Annotated in this window: 19 protein-coding genes; 3 read left to right on the plus strand and 16 right to left on the minus strand. The window is 68.9% G+C overall.

The window, feature by feature from the left end; all coding sequences use genetic code 11:
- Positions 1-82 precede the first annotated feature (82 nt).
- Genes menC through HTZ77_RS48760 form a run of 4 tightly spaced genes read right to left on the minus strand, consistent with a single transcriptional unit; the run spans position 83 to position 3,887 of the window.
- Positions 83-1,189 carry an o-succinylbenzoate synthase gene (gene menC, locus HTZ77_RS24240; RefSeq protein WP_175591963.1) on the minus strand — a complete coding sequence of 369 codons (1,107 nt, stop codon included), beginning with the start codon at positions 1,187-1,189 and terminating at the stop codon, positions 83-85.
- Positions 1,186-2,073, minus strand: coding sequence for a GNAT family N-acetyltransferase (locus HTZ77_RS24245; RefSeq protein WP_328808739.1), 888 nt, complete (start codon positions 2,071-2,073; stop codon positions 1,186-1,188). The genes menC and HTZ77_RS24245 overlap by 4 nt, the downstream gene beginning before the upstream one ends.
- A complete protein-coding gene (locus HTZ77_RS24250; protein ID WP_407940548.1) occupies positions 2,066-3,235 on the minus strand; it encodes a M20 family metallopeptidase in 1,170 nt (389 codons plus the stop codon). The genes HTZ77_RS24245 and HTZ77_RS24250 overlap by 8 nt, the downstream gene beginning before the upstream one ends.
- Entirely contained in the window at positions 3,120-3,887 is a 768-nt protein-coding gene (locus HTZ77_RS48760) for a helix-turn-helix domain-containing protein (protein ID WP_407940540.1), read from the minus strand. Before HTZ77_RS48760 ends, HTZ77_RS24250 begins: the two co-directional genes overlap by 116 nt.
- Here HTZ77_RS48760 and HTZ77_RS24255 point away from each other — a divergent pair.
- Positions 3,841-4,596: a DinB family protein gene (locus HTZ77_RS24255; RefSeq protein WP_175591966.1), complete on the plus strand. Its 756-nt coding sequence runs from the start codon at positions 3,841-3,843 to the stop codon at positions 4,594-4,596. The genes HTZ77_RS48760 and HTZ77_RS24255 overlap by 47 nt on opposite strands.
- Before the next feature lie 397 nt (positions 4,597-4,993).
- Here the strand turns inward: HTZ77_RS24255 and HTZ77_RS46555 are convergent, their stop codons facing one another.
- Positions 4,994-5,299: a sigma-70 family RNA polymerase sigma factor family protein gene (locus HTZ77_RS46555; RefSeq protein ID WP_235995054.1), complete on the minus strand. Its 306-nt coding sequence runs from the start codon at positions 5,297-5,299 to the stop codon at positions 4,994-4,996.
- 541 nt (positions 5,300-5,840) lie between these two features.
- Positions 5,841-6,254 carry an SgcJ/EcaC family oxidoreductase gene (locus HTZ77_RS24265; protein ID WP_175591968.1) on the minus strand — a complete coding sequence of 138 codons (414 nt, stop codon included), beginning with the start codon at positions 6,252-6,254 and terminating at the stop codon, positions 5,841-5,843.
- 383 nt (positions 6,255-6,637) lie between these two features.
- Between HTZ77_RS24265 and HTZ77_RS24270 the strand changes: the two genes are divergently transcribed.
- On the plus strand, positions 6,638-7,135 hold the full coding sequence (locus tag HTZ77_RS24270) for a hypothetical protein (protein ID WP_175591969.1): 498 nt from the start codon (positions 6,638-6,640) through the stop codon (positions 7,133-7,135).
- A gap of 623 nt (positions 7,136-7,758) precedes the next feature.
- Complete coding sequence (locus HTZ77_RS24275) at positions 7,759-7,983, plus strand: hypothetical protein (protein ID WP_175591970.1); 225 nt, start codon at positions 7,759-7,761, stop codon at positions 7,981-7,983.
- A 323-nt stretch (positions 7,984-8,306) separates the two neighbouring features.
- On the opposite strand, the gene HTZ77_RS24280 is transcribed toward HTZ77_RS24275, so the two are convergent.
- The 10 genes from HTZ77_RS24280 to HTZ77_RS24325 all read right to left on the minus strand — a co-directional run bounded on the left by HTZ77_RS24280 (position 8,307) and on the right by HTZ77_RS24325 (position 17,989).
- On the minus strand, positions 8,307-9,014 hold the full coding sequence (locus HTZ77_RS24280; RefSeq protein ID WP_175591971.1) for an ABC transporter ATP-binding protein: 708 nt from the start codon (positions 9,012-9,014) through the stop codon (positions 8,307-8,309).
- Positions 9,007-9,759, minus strand: a complete 753-nt coding sequence (locus HTZ77_RS24285; protein WP_328808740.1) for an ABC transporter ATP-binding protein — start codon at positions 9,757-9,759, stop codon at positions 9,007-9,009. Before HTZ77_RS24285 ends, HTZ77_RS24280 begins: the two co-directional genes overlap by 8 nt.
- Before the next feature lie 11 nt (positions 9,760-9,770).
- The gene (locus HTZ77_RS24290) at positions 9,771-10,748 is read right to left on the minus strand and encodes a branched-chain amino acid ABC transporter permease (protein WP_175591973.1); all 978 of its coding nucleotides are present in this window, start codon (positions 10,746-10,748) and stop codon (positions 9,771-9,773) included.
- Entirely contained in the window at positions 10,745-11,638 is an 894-nt protein-coding gene (locus HTZ77_RS24295) for a branched-chain amino acid ABC transporter permease (protein WP_175591974.1), read from the minus strand. The genes HTZ77_RS24290 and HTZ77_RS24295 overlap by 4 nt, the downstream gene beginning before the upstream one ends.
- Positions 11,635-12,777 carry a branched-chain amino acid ABC transporter substrate-binding protein gene (locus HTZ77_RS24300; protein WP_175591975.1) on the minus strand — a complete coding sequence of 381 codons (1,143 nt, stop codon included), beginning with the start codon at positions 12,775-12,777 and terminating at the stop codon, positions 11,635-11,637. Before HTZ77_RS24300 ends, HTZ77_RS24295 begins: the two co-directional genes overlap by 4 nt.
- Positions 12,778-13,691: 914 nt before the next feature.
- On the minus strand, positions 13,692-14,336 hold the full coding sequence (locus HTZ77_RS24305; protein WP_175591976.1) for a histidine phosphatase family protein: 645 nt from the start codon (positions 14,334-14,336) through the stop codon (positions 13,692-13,694).
- A gap of 31 nt (positions 14,337-14,367) precedes the next feature.
- Entirely contained in the window at positions 14,368-14,973 is a 606-nt protein-coding gene (locus HTZ77_RS24310) for a GNAT family N-acetyltransferase (protein WP_175591977.1), read from the minus strand.
- A 63-nt stretch (positions 14,974-15,036) separates the two neighbouring features.
- Positions 15,037-15,957 carry a phosphoenolpyruvate carboxykinase (ATP) gene (locus HTZ77_RS24315; protein WP_205303311.1) on the minus strand — a complete coding sequence of 307 codons (921 nt, stop codon included), beginning with the start codon at positions 15,955-15,957 and terminating at the stop codon, positions 15,037-15,039.
- 218 nt (positions 15,958-16,175) lie between these two features.
- Positions 16,176-17,171 (minus strand): UDP-glucuronic acid decarboxylase family protein, encoded by a 996-nt coding sequence (locus HTZ77_RS24320; protein ID WP_175591979.1) that lies wholly within the window; start codon positions 17,169-17,171, stop codon positions 16,176-16,178.
- Positions 17,171-17,989: a phosphotransferase enzyme family protein gene (locus HTZ77_RS24325; RefSeq protein WP_175591980.1), complete on the minus strand. Its 819-nt coding sequence runs from the start codon at positions 17,987-17,989 to the stop codon at positions 17,171-17,173. Before HTZ77_RS24325 ends, HTZ77_RS24320 begins: the two co-directional genes overlap by 1 nt.
- Positions 17,990-18,007: the final 18 nt, after the last annotated feature.

The following is an 18,007-nucleotide window of genomic DNA, read 5'->3' on the forward strand; positions in this document are numbered from 1 at the left end:
CCGAAGCTAGCGCAGCGGCGTCGGGCCGGCGTTCGTTCTGCATGACGAAAGGATCCTATCCGGTTTGTCCGGTTGGACCGGTTCAGCCGAGAGGGACCCACTCCGTGGCGACGGTCACCTCGTCCAGGACCTCGGGGATCGGGGCGACGCCCAGCCCCGGGCCGGCCGGCACCGCGAGGTGCCCGTCCTCCAGGACGAACGGCGGCGTGAGGTCGGTCCGGTAGTAGCGCTCGGACGCCGAGGTGTCGCCGGGCAGGGTGAACCCGGGCAGCGCGGCGAGCGCCACGTTGGCGGCGCGGCCCAGCCCCGTCTCCAGCATGCCGCCGCACCACACCGGCACGCCGTGCGCCGCGCAGACGTCGTGGATCCGCCTGGACTCCAGGTATCCGCCCACCCGGCCCGGCTTGATGTTGACCACCTGGCAGGCGCCCATCGCGATGGCGTCGGCGGCGGCGCGCGCCGAGACGATCGACTCGTCGAGGCAGATCGGCGTGCTGATCCGCGCGGCGAGCTCCGCGTGTCCGCGCAGGTCGTCCTCCGCCAGCGGCTGCTCCAGCAGCAGCAGCCCGAACGGGTCGAGCCCGGCCAGATGCCGCGCGTCGCCGCGCCCGTAGGCGGTGTTGGCGTCCACCTGCAGCAGGATGTCGCCGAAGCGCTCGCGCACCGCCCGGACCGGCTCGACGTCCCAGCCGGGCTCGATCTTCAGCTTGATCCGCAGGTAGCCCGCCTCCAGGTAGCCGGCCACGGCGTCGAGCAGTTCGGGGATCGACCCGGTGATCCCGACGGACACGCCGCACGGCACGCTCGCGCGCACCGCGCCGAGGGCCCGGCCGAACGAGACGCCGGCCGCGCGCAGCTCGGCGTCCAGCACCGCCGTCTCCAGCGCGGCCTTCGCCATCCGGTGGCCCTTGAACCCGGCCAGCGCCGGGGCGACCCGGTGCGCGTCCAGGTCCGCCACCCCGGCCAGCGCCGGAATCAGGTAGCGGCTCAGCACGTCGGCCGAGGCGTGCGTGTACTCCGAGGAGTACAGCGGCGCGATCCCCGCGCCGCACTCGCCCCACCCCTCGGCCTCACCGGTGACGGCGCGCAGCACCAGCGCCTCCCGTACGGTCTCCGTTCCGAACGACGTCCGGAAGGGCGACACGAGCGGCACCCGGATGGTGCGGATCTCCACTCCTGACAGCTTCACTGCGACTCCCGCCTGTCGACGATGTACCAACCCGCGCGGTCGAATCCGCGCACCCGCGCGCCCTCGGCGAGCAGGTCGCCCAGCACGTCCCGCAGCGCCGTACGCCACTGCGCGGCCAGCCCCGGATCGTGCTCGCGGATCGTCTCGACGTCTCCGGGGACGCCGACCAGCACGGTGCTCGTGCCGGCGCGGCCGGCGACCGGCCCACCCGCGGGCGAGACGTCCAGTGCCACGGCCGCCTTCGCCGCGCGGGCGGCGGCCGCGTCGGCCCACCTGAGCCGGCCCGCGCAGGCCGCCACGGCGGCGGGCGACTCCAGCCGCCACCGCACCAGCACCCGGTCGGTGTCGTCGCTGCGATTGATGTCGTCGTCCATCGGGCCGTAGAAGTTCGAGAGGTACTCGTCCGGGTCGGCGGCCAGCTTGGTGATGTTGAAGTAGGCGTTGCGCCTGATCAGCGGGTCGTAGGTCCAGCACACCTCGCCGACGCCTCGGGCCATGGCCCAGGCGCGCTGGTGCAGCTTCAGCGCGAAGCCGATGTTGCGGCCCTGCACGCGCGCCAGCACCCCCGCGATGTGACTGTGCAGGGCCTCGCGCGCGGGCGGGGAGAAGAAGCCGAAGCAGGCACCCACCAGCTCGTCCCCGTCGAAGGCGCCGCTGACGTAGCTGCCCGCCTTCGCCATCGCCCGCAGCAGGTCGGCCGTCACCGGCGGGTTGTTCTCACCGGTACGCCAGATGCGCTCGTACAGGCGGCGGACGGCCTCGAGGTCTACGACGCTGTCCAGGGGGCGGATGTCGATGCCCGCGCTGTGCGCGGCCGACTCGGCCGCGGCGTACGCCAAGTCGACGGACCGGGACCCGTGACGGTCGCGGATGAGATCAGTCACGCCGGTCATGCTCGCAGCCGGTCCGGTCCGGTAGCTGGTCGGCGAGCACGGGAGGACGCGGCCCGGTTCGTCCGGGCGGACAACCCCGCGCCGCGAGCAACTCGGCGAGCAGGGCCGTGAGCAGGCGCGTGCGCCCCGGCAGCTCGGCCACGACCACGTGCTCGTCGTCGGCGTGCGCCCCGCCGCCGACCGCGCCCAGCCCGTCGAGGGTCGGCGTGCCCACTCCGGCGGTGAAGTTCCCGTCGGAGGCGCCGCCGACGGCGACCGAGGCGAGCGGGGCGAGCCCGAGGTCCGTCGCGAGCCGGCGGGCCCGCTCGAACAGGTCCGCCGAAGCCGCGGCCGGGAGCGGCGGCCGGTTCGGACCACCGATGATCTCCAGTTCTGAGCCCTCCAGCGCGGGCCGCAGGCCCAGCATCGCGGCGTGGACGCGGGTCTGCTCGGCGGCCTCCCAGACCCGGGCGTCGACCTCGAAGCGGCCCCGGCCGGGCACGGTGTTCACCGTGGTGCCCGCCTCCAGGCGGGTCGGCGTGACGGTCGTGCCCAGCCCCGGGTCGCCCAGCCCGGCCACGGCCACGACCTGGCGGGCCAGTTCCACCGAGGCGTTGACGCCGCGCTCCGGCTCCAGCCCGGCGTGCGCGGCCCGTCCCCGCACCAGCACCTCGTAGCGCGAGACGCCCTTGCGCGCGGTCTTCAGGGCTCCGCCGGGCCCGGCGGCCTCCAGGACCAGCGCGGCGGCGCATCCGCGGGCCTCGTCCTCGATGAGCTCGCGCGAGAAGGGGGACCCGAGTTCCTCGTCGCCGGTGATGAGCAGGGTCACGCCGTCCAGGTCGTCCATCGTCGCGAGCGCGTGGAAGGCCATCGCCAGCCCGGTCTTCATGTCGAAGCACCCGGGCCCGCGCAGCAGCCCGTCGCGGACCTCGAAGGGATGCGTCCGCAGCGAGCCGACCGGCCACACCGTGTCGTGGTGCCCGAGCAGCAGCACCCGGGGCTCGCCGCCGAACCGCCAGCGCACGTGGGTGCGGCCGGCCACCTCCACCCGCTCCCCTTCAGTGCCCAGGAGACGGCCGCCGACCTCGGCGACCGCCTCCGCGCTGCGGGCGACCGCGGCCAGGTCCTCGGACGGGGACTCGCAGCTCACGAGCCGCTCGATGTCGGCGATCATCGCGGCGGCGTCTTCGTTTCCTGATCGGCGCATCGCTCCAGCATGGTGAAGCGGGGCGGGCGCGGATCCGTCCGGCCGGCCAACATCGGCGCGTCCCGTTGGGACCCAGCGACGAACCGGACGGCGAACCGTGCGCCGCGACGCGCCGTGAACCGGCGCGGCCGGAGGTCCCATGGGCCTCGGTGCCGGCGATGCCGTGGGCGAGCAGGACAGCGTTGTGACCGTCCCCGCGCTCGCGCAGCAGCGTCGCCGCGTGCCAGAGCCTGGCCACCGGCTCCTCGGGCACGTCGAGCGCCCGCAGCCCGGCGTACGGCGCTCGGCCCTCAGCCGGCGCGCTCAGCGCTGCTCGGGTGGCGAGGTCGGCGACCATCGCCACCGGGGTGAAGGTCTCCGTCGGCGTCGTCCACAAAACCCTCGCAGCCGCTTCCGAGGGCAACCCCACTGACCAGCCCCGCCACCCCTGGGGAGCACGCTGTGCCGCTGCCCCGGATCCCGCCCGGCCCGCCGACGCCCGCATGCGGGCCACCAGCTCCGAAGCCGCGGCGTCGTCGAGGGGTTTGCCTTCGTGGTGGACGGGCGCGGGACGGGCGCGGGAGACTGCCCCAATGGCTGCTGAGTATGCCCAGAGTGACCAGTTCCGTGGTGCCCGCATCCACCTGTGCGACCTTGCCGGTCTCGAGATCCGCGATTGCGAGGTCAGCGGTCTGAAGATCGTCGACTGCTATGGGGGCGACGTCTACCTCGGTGGCGACTTCGAGCGTCTCGTCGTCAACGACGTCGACGTGACCGCCTTCGTCGAGGCCGAGCTCGACCGGCAGCACCCCACGCGGGTGCTGGCACGTGACGCCACGTCCCCCGACGATTACCGAACTGCTTGGGAAGCCATCGAGACGCTGTGGGCGGAGACACTCGACCGCGCTAGGCTGCTGCCCGAGGCCAAGCTGCACGAGCAGGTCAACGGCGAGTGGTCGTTGGTCGAGACCCAACGGCACCTGCTGTTCGCCGGCGATGCCTGGCTCGGCAATGCCGTGCTGGAGGAGGAAGCGCCGTACCACCCGTTGGGCTTCCCCGCCGGCGGGATGCCGCCCGACGCGACGGCGAAGCTCGGTCTCACCCTCGAAGCCTCCCCGACGCTCGACGAGGTGCTCGCGCCCCGGCTCGCCCGCATGGCCACGATGCGGCGTGCCGTCGACGGGCTCACTGAGGCCGAGCTCGACCGGGTATGCGGTCGCAAGCCGGCGGACCCGTATCCCGACCAGGAGTACGTCGTGCGCCGCTGCCTCAAGGTGGTGCTGAAGGAAGAGGCCGAGCATCACCGTTATGCGGTGCGCGACCTCGCCATGCTCGAGGCCGGTGCCTGAACTGGCGCTGACCCGGCCGGAAATGACGTCCAGCGAGAACGACGAGGACGGCCATCGCGGTGCCGATGTGGCTTTCTGAGCATGGGGGTTGCCTCCGTCTTGGCCTAGCAGTGCTAGCGATGCGATGACAGCATCGCTAGCTGCGCATGAATGGCTAGCGGAGCTGGAATCCATACCGTCGCTACAAAATGAGGTGAGTCGGGCCCTTCGCTGGGGCTGGCGCTCTCAGCAAGACACGGCGGCCGGGCCGCGCGGGATGGAGGGCGTCATGGTCGGCAGGCGTCGCCGGTCGACCGCGATGCCGTCCGCGAGCGACACCATCTGAACATCGAACGCAGACACAGGCGGGGCCGGCCGGTCCCAGCGGCATGACACTCGACGGCGTACGGTCGGCGCGTCAGGCCCCGGCGATGGCGAGTCCCTGGTCGTCGAGCTCGGCCGCCAGGCCGAAAGTCGCGTGGATGTCGAAGTCCTGGAAGACCGAGTTCCGGCTGATGCCCTCGTCGGTGACGGTGAAGATCTGGAGCGTGTGCAGGGAGTACCCGTCGCCGACGCGCTGATAGGCGGCGAACCCGGGCTGGCCGCCGTTGGCCGCGACCTCCTTGAGCAGCCAGTCCTTCCCGGCCACCGCGAAGACCCATTCCATGAACAGGCCGTAGTCGCCGCGGCCGGAGAACCAGTTGAGCATCGGCGGCATCTCCATGATCACGTCCTCGGTAGAGCAGCCGCTTGAGGTCCTCGACGTCGGCGCGCTCGAACGCCTCCATGTAGCGTTCGACCCAGGCGCGCTGCTCGGCCGCGGACGGCTCGTTGACCCGTTCCTGCCGGACCCCGGCCTCCCTGACGCGGGTACGCGCCCGCTGCAGGGAGCTGTTCACCGACACGACGGTGGTGCCGAGGATCTCCGCCGTTTCGGATGTGGAGAAGCTGAGCACGTCTAGCAGTACGCCAGCAGCTCCGTCCGGAACGGTTCGATCCGACGATCGAAGCCTTCCCCGTCACCCCGCGCGGTCATCAACGGCCTGGCCATGACATACATCCCCAATGTTGGATGGATAGTGCTGTTCCTGAACATCGCTCGTAGTCAGGGGCTTCGGTACGAAGAGTCACGCCAAGAAGCCGGGAACAAGATCCTTGGCGTGCCCCCTTTCGTACTGACGCGTCCCGCTCTCAGCGATGCAGGGCTTGAGGTCCGATATTCGTCATCGCCCTGCACACGGTCACTGCTGGTTGCGGATAAGGGTTCACTGCGCCGGCGCCGGCACCGGGCTGTTGTGATAAGCGGCGATCAGCCACTGGCCGTCCCGCTTCTCGAGGACCCAGGTCGCGTTCACCTTGTGCGCGTCGTCCGGGACCTCGGTCTCGCCGGGGAACAGGATGGCGGATTCGGTGATGACGATCGCGCCGTCCCTGCCGATGAAGCGGATGCCGAGCTGCTTGTTGTAGGTCGAGGTGCCCTTGAGCGGCCCCTCGAACGCCACGGCCATGTTCTGCCGGATCACCTCACGGCTGTCGCGGAGCGAGCCGGTCATGATGGCGGTCGCGTCCGCGGTGTAGTTGGCGACCATGCCCGCGGCGTCGCCGGCCTCCCACGCCTTGTAGGAGTCAACCAGCACGGCCTGGATGGCGGCCTCGTCTGCCGCACGACTGTTCGACATTTCGATTCTCCCTGGTGATCGATTCGCCCGAGGTACTCCTGCGAGCTCGTGAGTACATACCGGCGGCGGGGTCGGAACTCATCGCGGCGGAGGAAAATCCGTCTCTACGTCTGCTGCGTCCCTCGGCTCCGGCTCGCCGTGCCGAACGGCCCTGCGCGGTCGGGGTGGGACCGCACCATGTGGGCACGTGGAGAGGAGCCGACGTCCGCGAGCGGCCGCGCGATCCGCCGGTGCGGGCCGAGGTGTCGCGCCTCGGGGATGCCGTTCCTCCCCTCTGAGCCGACTCGTCCAGCGCGGTGGCGACCTGGAGCGTCACCGGGCCCTTGATCGTTTCGGTGGTGGCTCGCTAGGGTTGGGCGCCTTTGTTCGGATCCTGTCCGCTCGTGCCCTGGGGATCGTTCGTGCGCCGCCATCGGTTCGGCACCATCGCCGCGCTGTTCGCCGCCGTCTATGTGGCTGCGGTGATCGCGTCCGGCGTCCACGCGCTGGCCACGGGCGACCCCGCGCTCCTGCGCGAGATCGTCACCGGCGGATGGGACCCGGACTTCGTGCCCTACACCTGGTGGGTGGAGCTCCTCATGGTTGCGGGAGGAGTCCTGAAGGGCTGGGCCTACTGGCAGGTGCTGCGCGGGCGGCCGGCCGGCACGGCGGCGGTCAACGACAGGCCGGTCCGGCTGTTACGGGCGGCCCTGTACCTCAGCGTCGCCTGCACGCTGCTGTACCGGCTTCCGATCCCGTACCCGTGGTGGTCGGGCGTGCCCTTCGACCTGCTCACCTTCGCCGTCGTCGGACTGTTCTTCGTGGTCCTCGCCGGGCCCTGCCTCGATGGCTGCGGCTGCTCGGGCTCGTGGCCGGGCCGGCGGACGCCGCCATGGGCGTGACCTCGACCGTCGCCTACGGCCTCGGTCATTACTCCGTCGTGCAGTTCGTCGCTCCGTACCAGCTCGGCAACGCCGTCCACCTGCTGTGGCTGGTGCCGGTCCTGGTCGGCCAGGCGAGATTCTCTTCGGCCTCTCCCCGCTGTGGTACAGCGCCGCGCTCGCCGCCTCCGCCCTCATCCTGCTCCTCCTGTACGGTGCCCACCCGCCGCCCGCCTGCGCCACCACGTGCTCGTGACGGCGCTGGCCACCGCCGTGGCCCTGTGCCTCCTGCCGGCCGCCGACCAGTCACGCGGCCCGATCACCACGGCAGAGGACTGCTCGCCTCCCGAACCCTGGGAGACGGACGGCAGGCCCGCGGAGCCTCCGCCGCTGACTGGCGTGCGCCTTCATCTGCGCCGTACGCCGGCAGAACGCGCTCGCGTTCGCCGCCACCACGCCCGACCAGGTGCTGCTCGCCCACGGCCGTCGCCTGTGCGCCGTCCACACCCGCGACTACCCACGCGAGCTGGCTCGCCTGGGGCAGGTGGAAGGCGTGAACGTCGGCAACCTGAGCGGGGTGCTCGCCCCTCATCAAGCCCGCCAAGGCGATCCGCCTCAAGGAGCCGGAGTGGCCCGAGGCGGGGTTGGACCTGTACGACGAATTCGCCGGCGAGGGCAGGAGCACGTCCGCCGGCCCGGTCACCGCCGGGCCCGGCCGCGTGACGGTGGACACGCATTCCGACTTCCACGTCTGTGTCACGTTGGAGACCTACACGCGCCGCCCACCGGTCGAGACCAAGGGCTGGGACGACGTCGTCGAGGTCGGCTACGCCAGCCGGAGCGGCGAGATGAGCCTCAGGACGGCCTGAGCGGCACCGAACTGCCCGACCTGTCGCTCAACGGCCGCAAGAGGCACTACCGCATCCGCGGGCACCTCGCCTGGTTCCCCTGGAAGGGCGAGGAGTACGGCACCCAGCGGCTGTTGATCATGGCGTATCCGGGACCGGGCGACAAAGTCGTCGCCTACCGCAGACTGTCCAAGCGACGTTGACGAGATCCCGATCATCAGCGCCATCTGCTGGTTGCCGGGGGCGGGTGCCGGGCGGGACGTGATCGGCCCGCGGTTTCCGCGGTCGCCGCGCCGGCGGCGATTCCGAACGACTCGCCGCCGGTGTGATGGTCGACCGCCGGATCACGCCCCTCCCAGGTAGGCCTCCACCACACGGGGGTCGGAGCGCAGCGAGTCGGCGGTGCCCGACAGGGTCCCCTGGCCGCTCTCCAGCACGTAACCCCGATGGGCGATCTTCAGTGCGGCGGAGGCGTTCTGCTCCACCAGCAGCACGGCGGTGCCCGCGGCGTTGATGTCGGCGATCAGCTCCATCACCTGGGCGACGACCAGGGGCGCCAGGCCCATCGACGGCTCGTCGAGCAACAGCAGGCGAGGGCCCGTCACCAGCGCACGGCCGATGGCGAGCATCTGCTGCTCGCCGCCGGACAGCGTGCCGCCCTGCTGGGCGCGGCGCTCCGCCAGGCGCGGCAGCAGGTCGTACACGCGGTCGATGCGTTTCCTGACCTCGGCCTGGTCGCGCACGAGGTAGCCGCCGAGCAGCAGGTTGTCGTGCACGCTCATGGTGCTGAAGACCCTGCGGCCCTCGGGGCAGTGGACGAGCCCTTGGCTGGTGATCTTGTGCGCGGCGAGGCCGGTGATGTCCTTGTCCTCGAAGACGACCTTGCCGCCGCTGGGCCGTACCAGGCCCGAGATCGCCGACAGCGTCGTCGTCTTGCCGGCGCCGTTGTTGCCGAGCAGAGTGACGATCTCGTCGGCGCCGAGGGTCAGCGACAGGCCGCGCAGCGCGTGCACGCCGTCGTAGTGGACGTCGAGGTCACTGATCTCAAGCATGCGTGTCGCTCCCCAGGTAGGCCTCGATGACGGCGGGGTCGCGGCGCACCTCTTCGGGGCGGCCGTCGGCGATCTCCTTGCCGAAATTGAGGACCACGATGCGTTCGGAGACCTGCATGACCAGCCCCATGTCGTGCTCGATCAGCACGATCGCGATGCCGAGGTCGCGGATGCGCCTGATCAGGTCCAGCATCTCCGTCTTCTCCGCGTGGTTGAGCCCCGCGGCGGGCTCGTCGAGCAGCAGCAGGCGTGGCTCGCGGGCCAGTGCGCGGGCGATCTCCACGCGGCGCTGCTCACCGTACGGCAGGTTGCGAGCCTCCGAGCAGCGGTCACCGCGCAGGCCGACGAAGTCCAGCCAGTGGTTGGCCTCGGCGGTGCATTCGCGTTCGGTGCGGCGATAGCGCGGAGTGTGCAGGAGCGCGTCGAAGACGCTCTGCTTCAGCCGCAGGTGACTGCCCGCGCGGACGTTGTCGAGCACGGACAGCTCGCCGAAGAGCCGCAGGTTCTGGAAGGTTCGGCTGATGCCGGCCGCCGCCACGGCCGAGGGCCGCTTGCCGAGCAGCGACTTGCCGTCGAAGGCGATCGTGCCGCCCGTGGGCCGGTAGAAGCCGGTCACGCAGTTGAAGGCCGAGGTCTTGCCCGCGCCGTTCGGGCCGATGACCGAGACGATCTCAGCCTCGCCCACCGAGAAGCTGAGGCCGTCGATGGCCACCAGCCCTCCGAAGGCCAGACGGAGCTCTCTCACCTCCAGGAGCGTCACTTGAGGGCCTCCTTCGAGCGAGCGGGCCACAGACCCTGCGGCCTGACGAGCATCACGATGATCAGCAGCACCCCGAAGATGAAGTACCGGTAGTCGGCCACGCCGCGCAGCAGTTCGGGCAGCAGGCTGATGACGATCGCGCCGAGCACGACGCCGGGCACCGAGCCCATGCCGCCGAGGACCACGGCCATCAGGACGAGCGCCGACTGCAGGAAGGTGAAGCTGTTGGGCGAGATCGCCGACAGGTGGCCGGCGAACAGCACGCCCGCCAGGCCGCCCCAGACCGCGCCCGCGATGTAGGCGGCCAGCTTGACCCGGTAGGTGTGCACGCCTGTCGCCTCGGCGGCGTCCTCGTCCTCGCGCACGAAGCGCATCGCCCGGCCCAGCCGCGACCTGCCCAGGCGCGAGGCGCCGATGATCGCGATCGCTACGATCACCACGGTGACGTAGTAGAACGTCACCGGGCTGTCGGTCAGGCTCGGGATGCCGTAGATGCCCGAGGGGCCACCTGTGACGGGCAGGTTGTTGGCGGTGATGCGGATGATCTCGCCGAAGCCCAGCGTGACGATGGCCAGGTAGTCGCTGCGCAGCCGCAGTGTCGGCGCACCGATGATGATCCCGGCGATGACCGTGACCACGATGACGGCGGGCACGGTGACCAGCAGCGGCAGCTCGAAGCGGGTCGCCAGGACCCCGCTGGTGTAGGCGCCGACCGCGAAGAAGGCCGCGTAGCCCAGGTCGAGCAGGCCGGTGTAGCCCACCACGATGTTCAGGCCCGAGGCCAACATCGCGAAGATCGCCGCGCTGGTCATGATGGACAGCGCGTAGTCGCTGGCGTTCACGAACGGCGCGAGCAGCGCGATCAGCAGTCCTGCCAGGCCGGCCCAGCGGTTGTCGAACAGCTTGGACAGCCTGGTCCGAGGGGCTGTGGCGCCGAGCTTGCGAGGGGCTTCGGGGGCTTTGGTCTCGTTCATACCCGCTCCGTGACGCGCTCGCCGAGCAGACCCGTCGGTCTCACGGTCAGGAAAAGGATCAGCACGCCGAAGGCGAACACGTCCCTCCACTCGCCGCCGAGCCAGTAGGTGCCGAACGACTCCAGCAGGCCGAGCACGAGGCCGCCGAGCATGGTGCCGGGGATGTTGCCGATGCCGCCGATGACCGCCGCGGTGAAGGCCTTCAGCCCGATGAGGAAACCCATCAGGAAGTCGATCTTCCCGTAGTAGGCGCCGGCCATCACGCCCGCGGCGCCCGCCAGCGCGGAGCCGATGAAGAAGGTCCTGGAGATGACGGCGTTGACGTCGATGCCCATCAGCGAGCTGGTGCGCGGGTCGAGGGCGATCGCCCGCATGGCCCTGCCCTCGCGGGTCTTGGCGACCAGGAGATGGAGACCGACCATGAGGACGACGGCGACGCCGATGAGCACGAGCTGCGGCAGGGTGAGCGAGGCGCCGAACACCTCGAACGCGGTACCGCTGAGCCGTACGGGATAGACCTGGGGGTCCGGGCCGGCGACGATGCGCATGCCGTACTCGATCGCGAAGGACGCGCCGACGGCCGTGATGAGCAGCGACAGGCGGGGCGCGCCACGCAGCGGGCGGTAGGCCACCCGCTCCAGGACCACGCCCGCCAAGCCGGTGCTCACCATGGTCAGCAGCAGTACGGCCAGCAGCACAGGCAGCGTCATCGCGGCGGAGACCCCGCCCAGCGCGGACAGGACGGCGAAGCCGCTGAAGGCGCCGAGCATGTAGAGATCGCCGTGAGCGAAGTTGAGCAGTTTGATGATGCCGTAGACCATGCTGTAGCCCAGCGCCACCAGAGCGTAGAACGAGCCGACGAACAGGCCGTTCCAGACGAGCTGGGTCATGACAGGGCGTCCTGCAGGGCGAACTTGCCGCCCTTCCACACCAGGATCTGGAAACCTCCGGCGGAGAGCGTGTGCTCGGGGGTGAACTTCAACGGGCCGGAGAACATCGTGAAGCCGTTGATCCCCTCCAGCGCCGAGATGACCTTGGCGCTGTCGGTGGAGCCCGCCTTGCTGATCGCCTCGGCGGCCAGCCGCACGGCGTCGTAGGCCTGGTTGGAGTACGGGCCGGGAGCCGAGCCGAACTTCTTGGTGTAGGAGTCGATCCAGCCCTTGGCGTCGGGCAGCGTGTCGGGGATCGGCGTCATGGTGGCGAAGACGCCGTCGACCTCGGGCCCCGCGATCTCACCGAGCTTGGCGGAGACCGAGCCGTCGCCGACCATGATCGAGCCCTTGAACCCCGCCTGGCGCAGCTGCCTGATGATCAGGCCGCCCTCCTGGAAGTAGCCGGTCCAGTAGACGAAGTCGGGCTTCTTCTGCAGGACGTTGTGGATGTTGGCGCTGTAGTCGCTCTCCTTGGGCGTGACGGCCTCGGTGATGACGGCCTTGTCGCCCAGCATCGGCTGGGTGCGGACCGCGATGTCCTTGGAGTAGCTGGTGTTGTCGTGCATGAGCGCGACCCTGGTGGCGCCCTGCTTGGCGATCCACTTGCCGGCCGCCTCGGCCTGCTGGGTGCCGGTGCCGTTGATCAGGAAGACGTGCTTCAGCTTCTGGTCGACCAGTTCCTGCGAGTTGGCCGCAGGGATGATCATCGGAATGTTCGCCTTGCCGAACACCGGCAACGTGGGCAGCGTGGCGCCGGAGCAGTATCCGCCGATGGATACCTCGACGCCCTCGGTGACCACCTTGTTGGCGGCTGCGACGGCCGTCTGGGCGTCGCAGGCGTCGTCGGCGGCCGTGAGCTGGAGCTGCCTGCCGAGGACGCCGCCCTTGGCGTTGATCTCGTCGATGGCCAGTTGGGCCGCGTTGGTCATGTAGGGGCCGATCGCGGCCTCGCTGCCTGACTGCGGGACGAGCATGCCAAGGCGGATGGGGCCTTTGGCCTCGTCCTGGGCGCCGCCTCCATTGCCAAGGAGACCCTGTCCACATCCCGCCAGCATCATCGCGGTTACGGCCAGGGAGAGGATGTGCGTCTTGCGCATGAGACTCTCCTCGAATGAGTGGTGTGTGATATTTCACATACGCGCTCGGGAGCAGGTCAAGGGTCGAGACCATACCGTTAACGTCAGATCTGTCCGATTCGCAAAGTTTTTGGACAGGTCATGCCGCTCTTTTCGGCGGTGTTCTCATCGGAGGCAGCACGCGCGCTCGTCCGCCACCGCGTCCGGAGACGGCGGGCGGACCGTACCGACCGCCGGGCCGTGCGGTCTCAGCGTCCTGTGCGTTGACGCCGAGTTCGGGGGAGGCCGCGGCATGTGCGACAAGGCCCCGGTAAGAAATGCCGGATGTACCCAGTGCGATGGTGTGAGGTGCTCGGTCGGTGGATGTGCTGGATGCACCATGAGCGAGGCGTCGGCCGAGGAGAAGCTCCCTGCGTCGAGGAACTGCGCCGACGCTACTGACTGCTGTCACTTCACGGCCGCCTGCGTGTCGATGTGGGGGCTGCCAGATTCGGCTTTCATCGCTGCTGTCCGTACGGCTGGGCGTGGTCACGAGGGCCGTTGGAGACGCATCGTGAAGGCGCTCTGGCGTGGGGCAGTCCTGGGGGTCAAGGGGGGGCCTGCGGATCCCCCAAGTCGCTGATCAACTCGATCTGCGCGAGCTCGGGCAACGCGCTGATCGCATTCCGATCGGGCGCACGCCTCCGCCGGCCCCCATCCCTGCCGGCGCGCAATCATGCTCACGGCTGTGCGCAGGGCATGTCCCATCGGATTCCACGTGTCCTCCACCCGTCCGGCTTCCCATAACGGGGCTGGAGTCCAGCGCGGTGCGTAACACTTGGGGCCCGAACGCGCCACTCGCGCCAGCGATCCCGATGGTCCGCTCGATCAGCCGATCGGCGTTCGCCGCCTTGGCAAACGGCGGCCGCTCGGCATCCAGACAGTCCGCGGACTGGTCAGAGCGCCGGGACGGATCGTGGTGCCATGTCGGAGGCTTCGGGCCATGCGGAGCACGTCCACGCTTTGCCGTCGTACTCCACCTGTACCGGTACCGCATGGGGGAGAGGGCGTCCCCAGACCGATGAAACCGGAAGCCCGTCGCACAGGTTCAGGAGTCCTATGGTGAGGGTCCCTACATGCCCCACCACGACCACGGTTTCGCCGGCATGCGACAGCGCGATCTCTGCGATAACGGAGCTGAACCTGTCGACCACCTCTCGGCCGCTCTCGCCCCCGGGCAGCCGCGCCTCCAGGTCCGCGTCGACCACCCATCGACGCAGCATCGCATGAGAATGCCGCATGGCCGTGGGAGCAGCCGAGCCCTCGAACTCCCCGACGTCGTATTCGAGAAGCTCTCGTCTCCCGATGAGAGTGGTGCCGAGGCTTTCGGCGAGGACGGTCCCGGTCTCCTCGGCCCGTCGGGCGGTGCTTGAGTAGATCGCTGTGACCGGCTGGTCTCCGATGCTCTGCAGGGCTTCTCTGGCCTGACGCATTCCGAGGTCCGACAGGCCGGCCCCCGGGGGGCGACTGGAAGAGATGTTGTGCACGTTGTCGGTGGACTGGCCGTGCCGCATGCACAGCAGGCGAACTGCCGAGGACATCGTTCTCCGTTCAACTCCTGGTGCTGATGCTCTAGAGCGGTTGTTCTTCCTGGAAGTCGCCCGAGTTCTCGTTGACTATGGCGTGCAGGTGCAGGTCGTGCCAGCCATCAGGATAGAGCGCCTTGCGGTGGAGTGTGCCCTCATAGGGGAAGCCTGCCTTGACCGCTGCATCACACGCACGCGGATTCTGAGTTGAATGTGTTGATTCGAGCCTGTTCAGCCCGATGTCGTCGAACGCCCATCGGACGAGCCGTTGACAGGCTTGCGTCCGAAAACCGCGCCTGCGGGCCGTGGGAACCACCCAGCAGGAAAATCGCCCCAATCCGTCCGACAGCGATAGATCGCGAATGTGGGCCTGGCCGACCGCGGTGCCGTCCGACTCGATGACCCACCCCGCACCCACCTCTCGGGCCCATCGGTCGTGCCAGCGCTGGATCCAGAGTTCGGCCTCGCTGCGATCAGCCATGGTCCTGGCGTACCAGCGGATGATGCCGGGATCGCGGAACGCGTCCATCAAGAAACCGGAATCCGACATCTGCCAGGGCCTGAGCATCACGCCATCGCGCACCGCCAGCACGGGTTGCTCCGACCCGTTGATCTTGCCCGCGGGCAAGGCGTCGGGCACCAAACTGGGCACTGAGCAATCACTTCCCCTCTGCGTTGTGCGTCTTGAACCGTTGCGGTGATATCAGCAATAGCGTCAAAGGACGCTCATACCGGGAAATTTCGCGTGCAGACAGCGCAGCACGTCACCGATATCGTGTCGCGTGGGGTCCCAATGCAGCGAGGCCATCGGGATACGGCCGACGACCTCGCCTATGTCACGTTCTGTGACCCCTGTGGGTGGGATCTCGTCGGGTTCCGCCAGCCAGAATTCCGCATGCAACAGATCGGCCGCAAGGGTTTCCCTGCGGAGCCAGGCGACCGCCTGGTCGCGCCCCAAACCCTTCAGCCGTGGCTCGACGAGGCCATGCTCGGCGGTCAGCAAGACGATCACATCGATGCGCGCCGCCGGCGCCGATGCCACACGATGTACTACCTCGGCCTCGAGCGCCGTCACCCAGGTCTTGCCGTACTTGGGGTTCCCGTCGAGGTCGGCGGAGGAACCGCGAAGCAGGGCAACCGACGACGCCCCCGAGACTTGCGACAGCCGATCCCATGTGCCTGCCCCGACTCTGTGCGCATTCGGTAGACCGGCCCCGAGCATGCCGACGCCGCCGTAGTCGAGGAGATAGAGCTGGTCCGTGTCCACGACGAATCCTCCCCGTTGCGCCAACGCCAGGGAGAGTGTGGTCTTTCCGGCTCCGCTTGCTCCTGCGAACAGCACGCCGCCGAGTCCCGGCAGGATCACGAGCGAACTGTGGACCGTCACCGCGCGGTGGCAGGCCAGGCGCATTCTCTGGATCTCTCTGCACAACCGCACCGCGGCCAGGGCCGACACTGCCGAGCTGTGCGCGGCCACCAGCCAGGCGTCCTCGCCCATCCTGACAACGGCATGCCCGCCCTCTGGCCCCTCGGGGCAGTACCACGCGCCGAGCGAGCCGATGGTGCCGCGCTGCCAGAACTGGCCGCGAAATCCCTCCACCACATGGGTGGGCGTTCTGGAGAGCTCGGTACGCACGGCATCGACGACCTGGCGGTCGCTGGCAACAACTACGAGAGTTTCCCGGTGACCCGCCGGAAACGTATGAGGGAGGACAGTGCAGCTCAGGTGGGAACGCGCCCACATGAGACTCTCCACGTCGGCAGCAAGGATCTGGAAGGACGACGGCCAGTGCTCACATCGGGTGGAAAGCGTGGCGCTTTCCCGGGCGCGCCGTAGCCAGTTCATATCCCCGTTCATCCAGGCAGACTTCTGGCATGGTGAACAGTCCGCGATGGGAACAGGGCGGGCAACGCCTCGCTGTACCACTCCACGGTGCGAAGAATCCCTTCCTCGAGGGGCACCCGCGGTCTCCAGTCGAGTTCCAGGACAGCCAGCGACAGGTCGGGTCGCCGGCTTCTCGGGTCGTCCTCACGCCCGTCTACGTACGTGACGGGAGATTCTCCGCCCACGAGGTCGCGCACCAGCGATGCCATGGTGAGGACTGACATCTCCTCGTCGCCGCCGATGTTGATGGGCCCGGGAATGGTCGCCGTCATGGCTCGGTAGATTCCCTCGACTGTGTCGTCGACGTAGCAGAGGGACCTGGTCTGGGTGCCGTCGCCCGTGACGGTGATCGGCTCGCCGACGAGCGCCTGATTGATGAACGTCGGAATCATCCGTCCGTCGTCGATCCTCATGCGAGGACCGAAGGTGTTGAAGATCCGGACAATGCACGTGTCCACGTGGTGGTGGCGCCTGTACGCGGCGGTCAGAGCTTCACCGAAGCGTTTGGCCTCGTCGTAGACACTGCGCGGACCGACGGGATTGACATTGCCCCAGTACGACTCCGCCTGGGGGTGCGACTGGGGATCACCGTAGATCTCGCTGGTGGACGCGAGGAGAAACCGTGCTTCATCCCTCCGGGCCAGCCTGAGCGCGTTGCGTGTGCCGAGCGACCCGGCTTCGAGCGTCTTTATCGGCATCCTGAGGTAGTCGACGGGCGACGCAGGACACGCCAGGTGAAGGATGAAGTCAAGCTTTCCCGGTATGTCGAAATGCACCGCGACATCGGCTTCGATGAGGGTGAAAGCTGGGTGATCGACGAGGTGTTGTATGTTCTTCGCGATTCCAGTCGAGAAGTCGTCGACGCATACGACTTCGTAGTCACGTGCGATCAACAGGTCGCACAAGTGGGAGCCCAGGAACCCGGCTCCGCCGGTGACGGCCACCCGGCCGCGTGTCGAACTCATCAACCAGCCTCCGTTCGTACCAGGGCCAGGGTGTTCCATCCCTGAGATTCGAAGCCCGCGTCGCCTCGTTCGCGTGCCCACAGGACGGTGGTCACTGCAGTGATGGCGCCGAGAACCTGCAGTAACTCAAGATCCGCCGCGTGGAGGCGGCGGCCGTACCCGTCGAGGAACGCGTCCTGGAGTTCCGGCTCCCTACGCCAATCCCTGTAATAGAGCCGGACGAGATCGCGGATCCACACATCCCAGCGGGACAGCCCGAAGTCGATCAATCGAACGGTCCCGCTGGTGTCCACGAGCCAGTTGCGCGGCTGATTATCCGCATGGACGGGAACACGCATCGGTTCAGGCAGGCAGTTCAGACGCTTGAGCTGCTCCCGGAGGAAGTCGGCGTCCCGCCTGGAGAAGATCTCTCGACCGCGGGAGAGCGCCCGGTCGAGCCGAGCCGCAAGGAGCGCGACGAAGTCGTCTCCGGCTCGTTGGTCGGCCGCGTCGTGGAACCTGCGGATCAGCGCGCCGGCCTGGCGGTAGGTGCCCGCACCATCGTAGGTCTCGACCTCCCCCGGCTCGAAGGTCAGCAGCAGTGTCCGGTGGCGCTCGTCCTGGCCCAGGAGGGTGGGGGCAAGACCGCCGAGTGCAGGAACCCATTCCCGATAAGCGACCAACTCCTGCGCGAAATGCTCCTCGCGTCGGCAGTGCTTGGCGATCCAGTCCTTGCCGTGCCGATCTCGAATGTGCAGCACGATGGATTCGGCGTGGGGCCACGAGCGATCGGCCATGATCACGTGGTCGCCGACTGCCCTGCGGCAGAAGCGCGCCATGCCGACTCGGTCCAGCGC

The organism is Nonomuraea montanisoli (assembly GCF_013363975.1).
GTDB lineage: Bacteria > Actinomycetota > Actinomycetes > Streptosporangiales > Streptosporangiaceae > Nonomuraea > Nonomuraea montanisoli.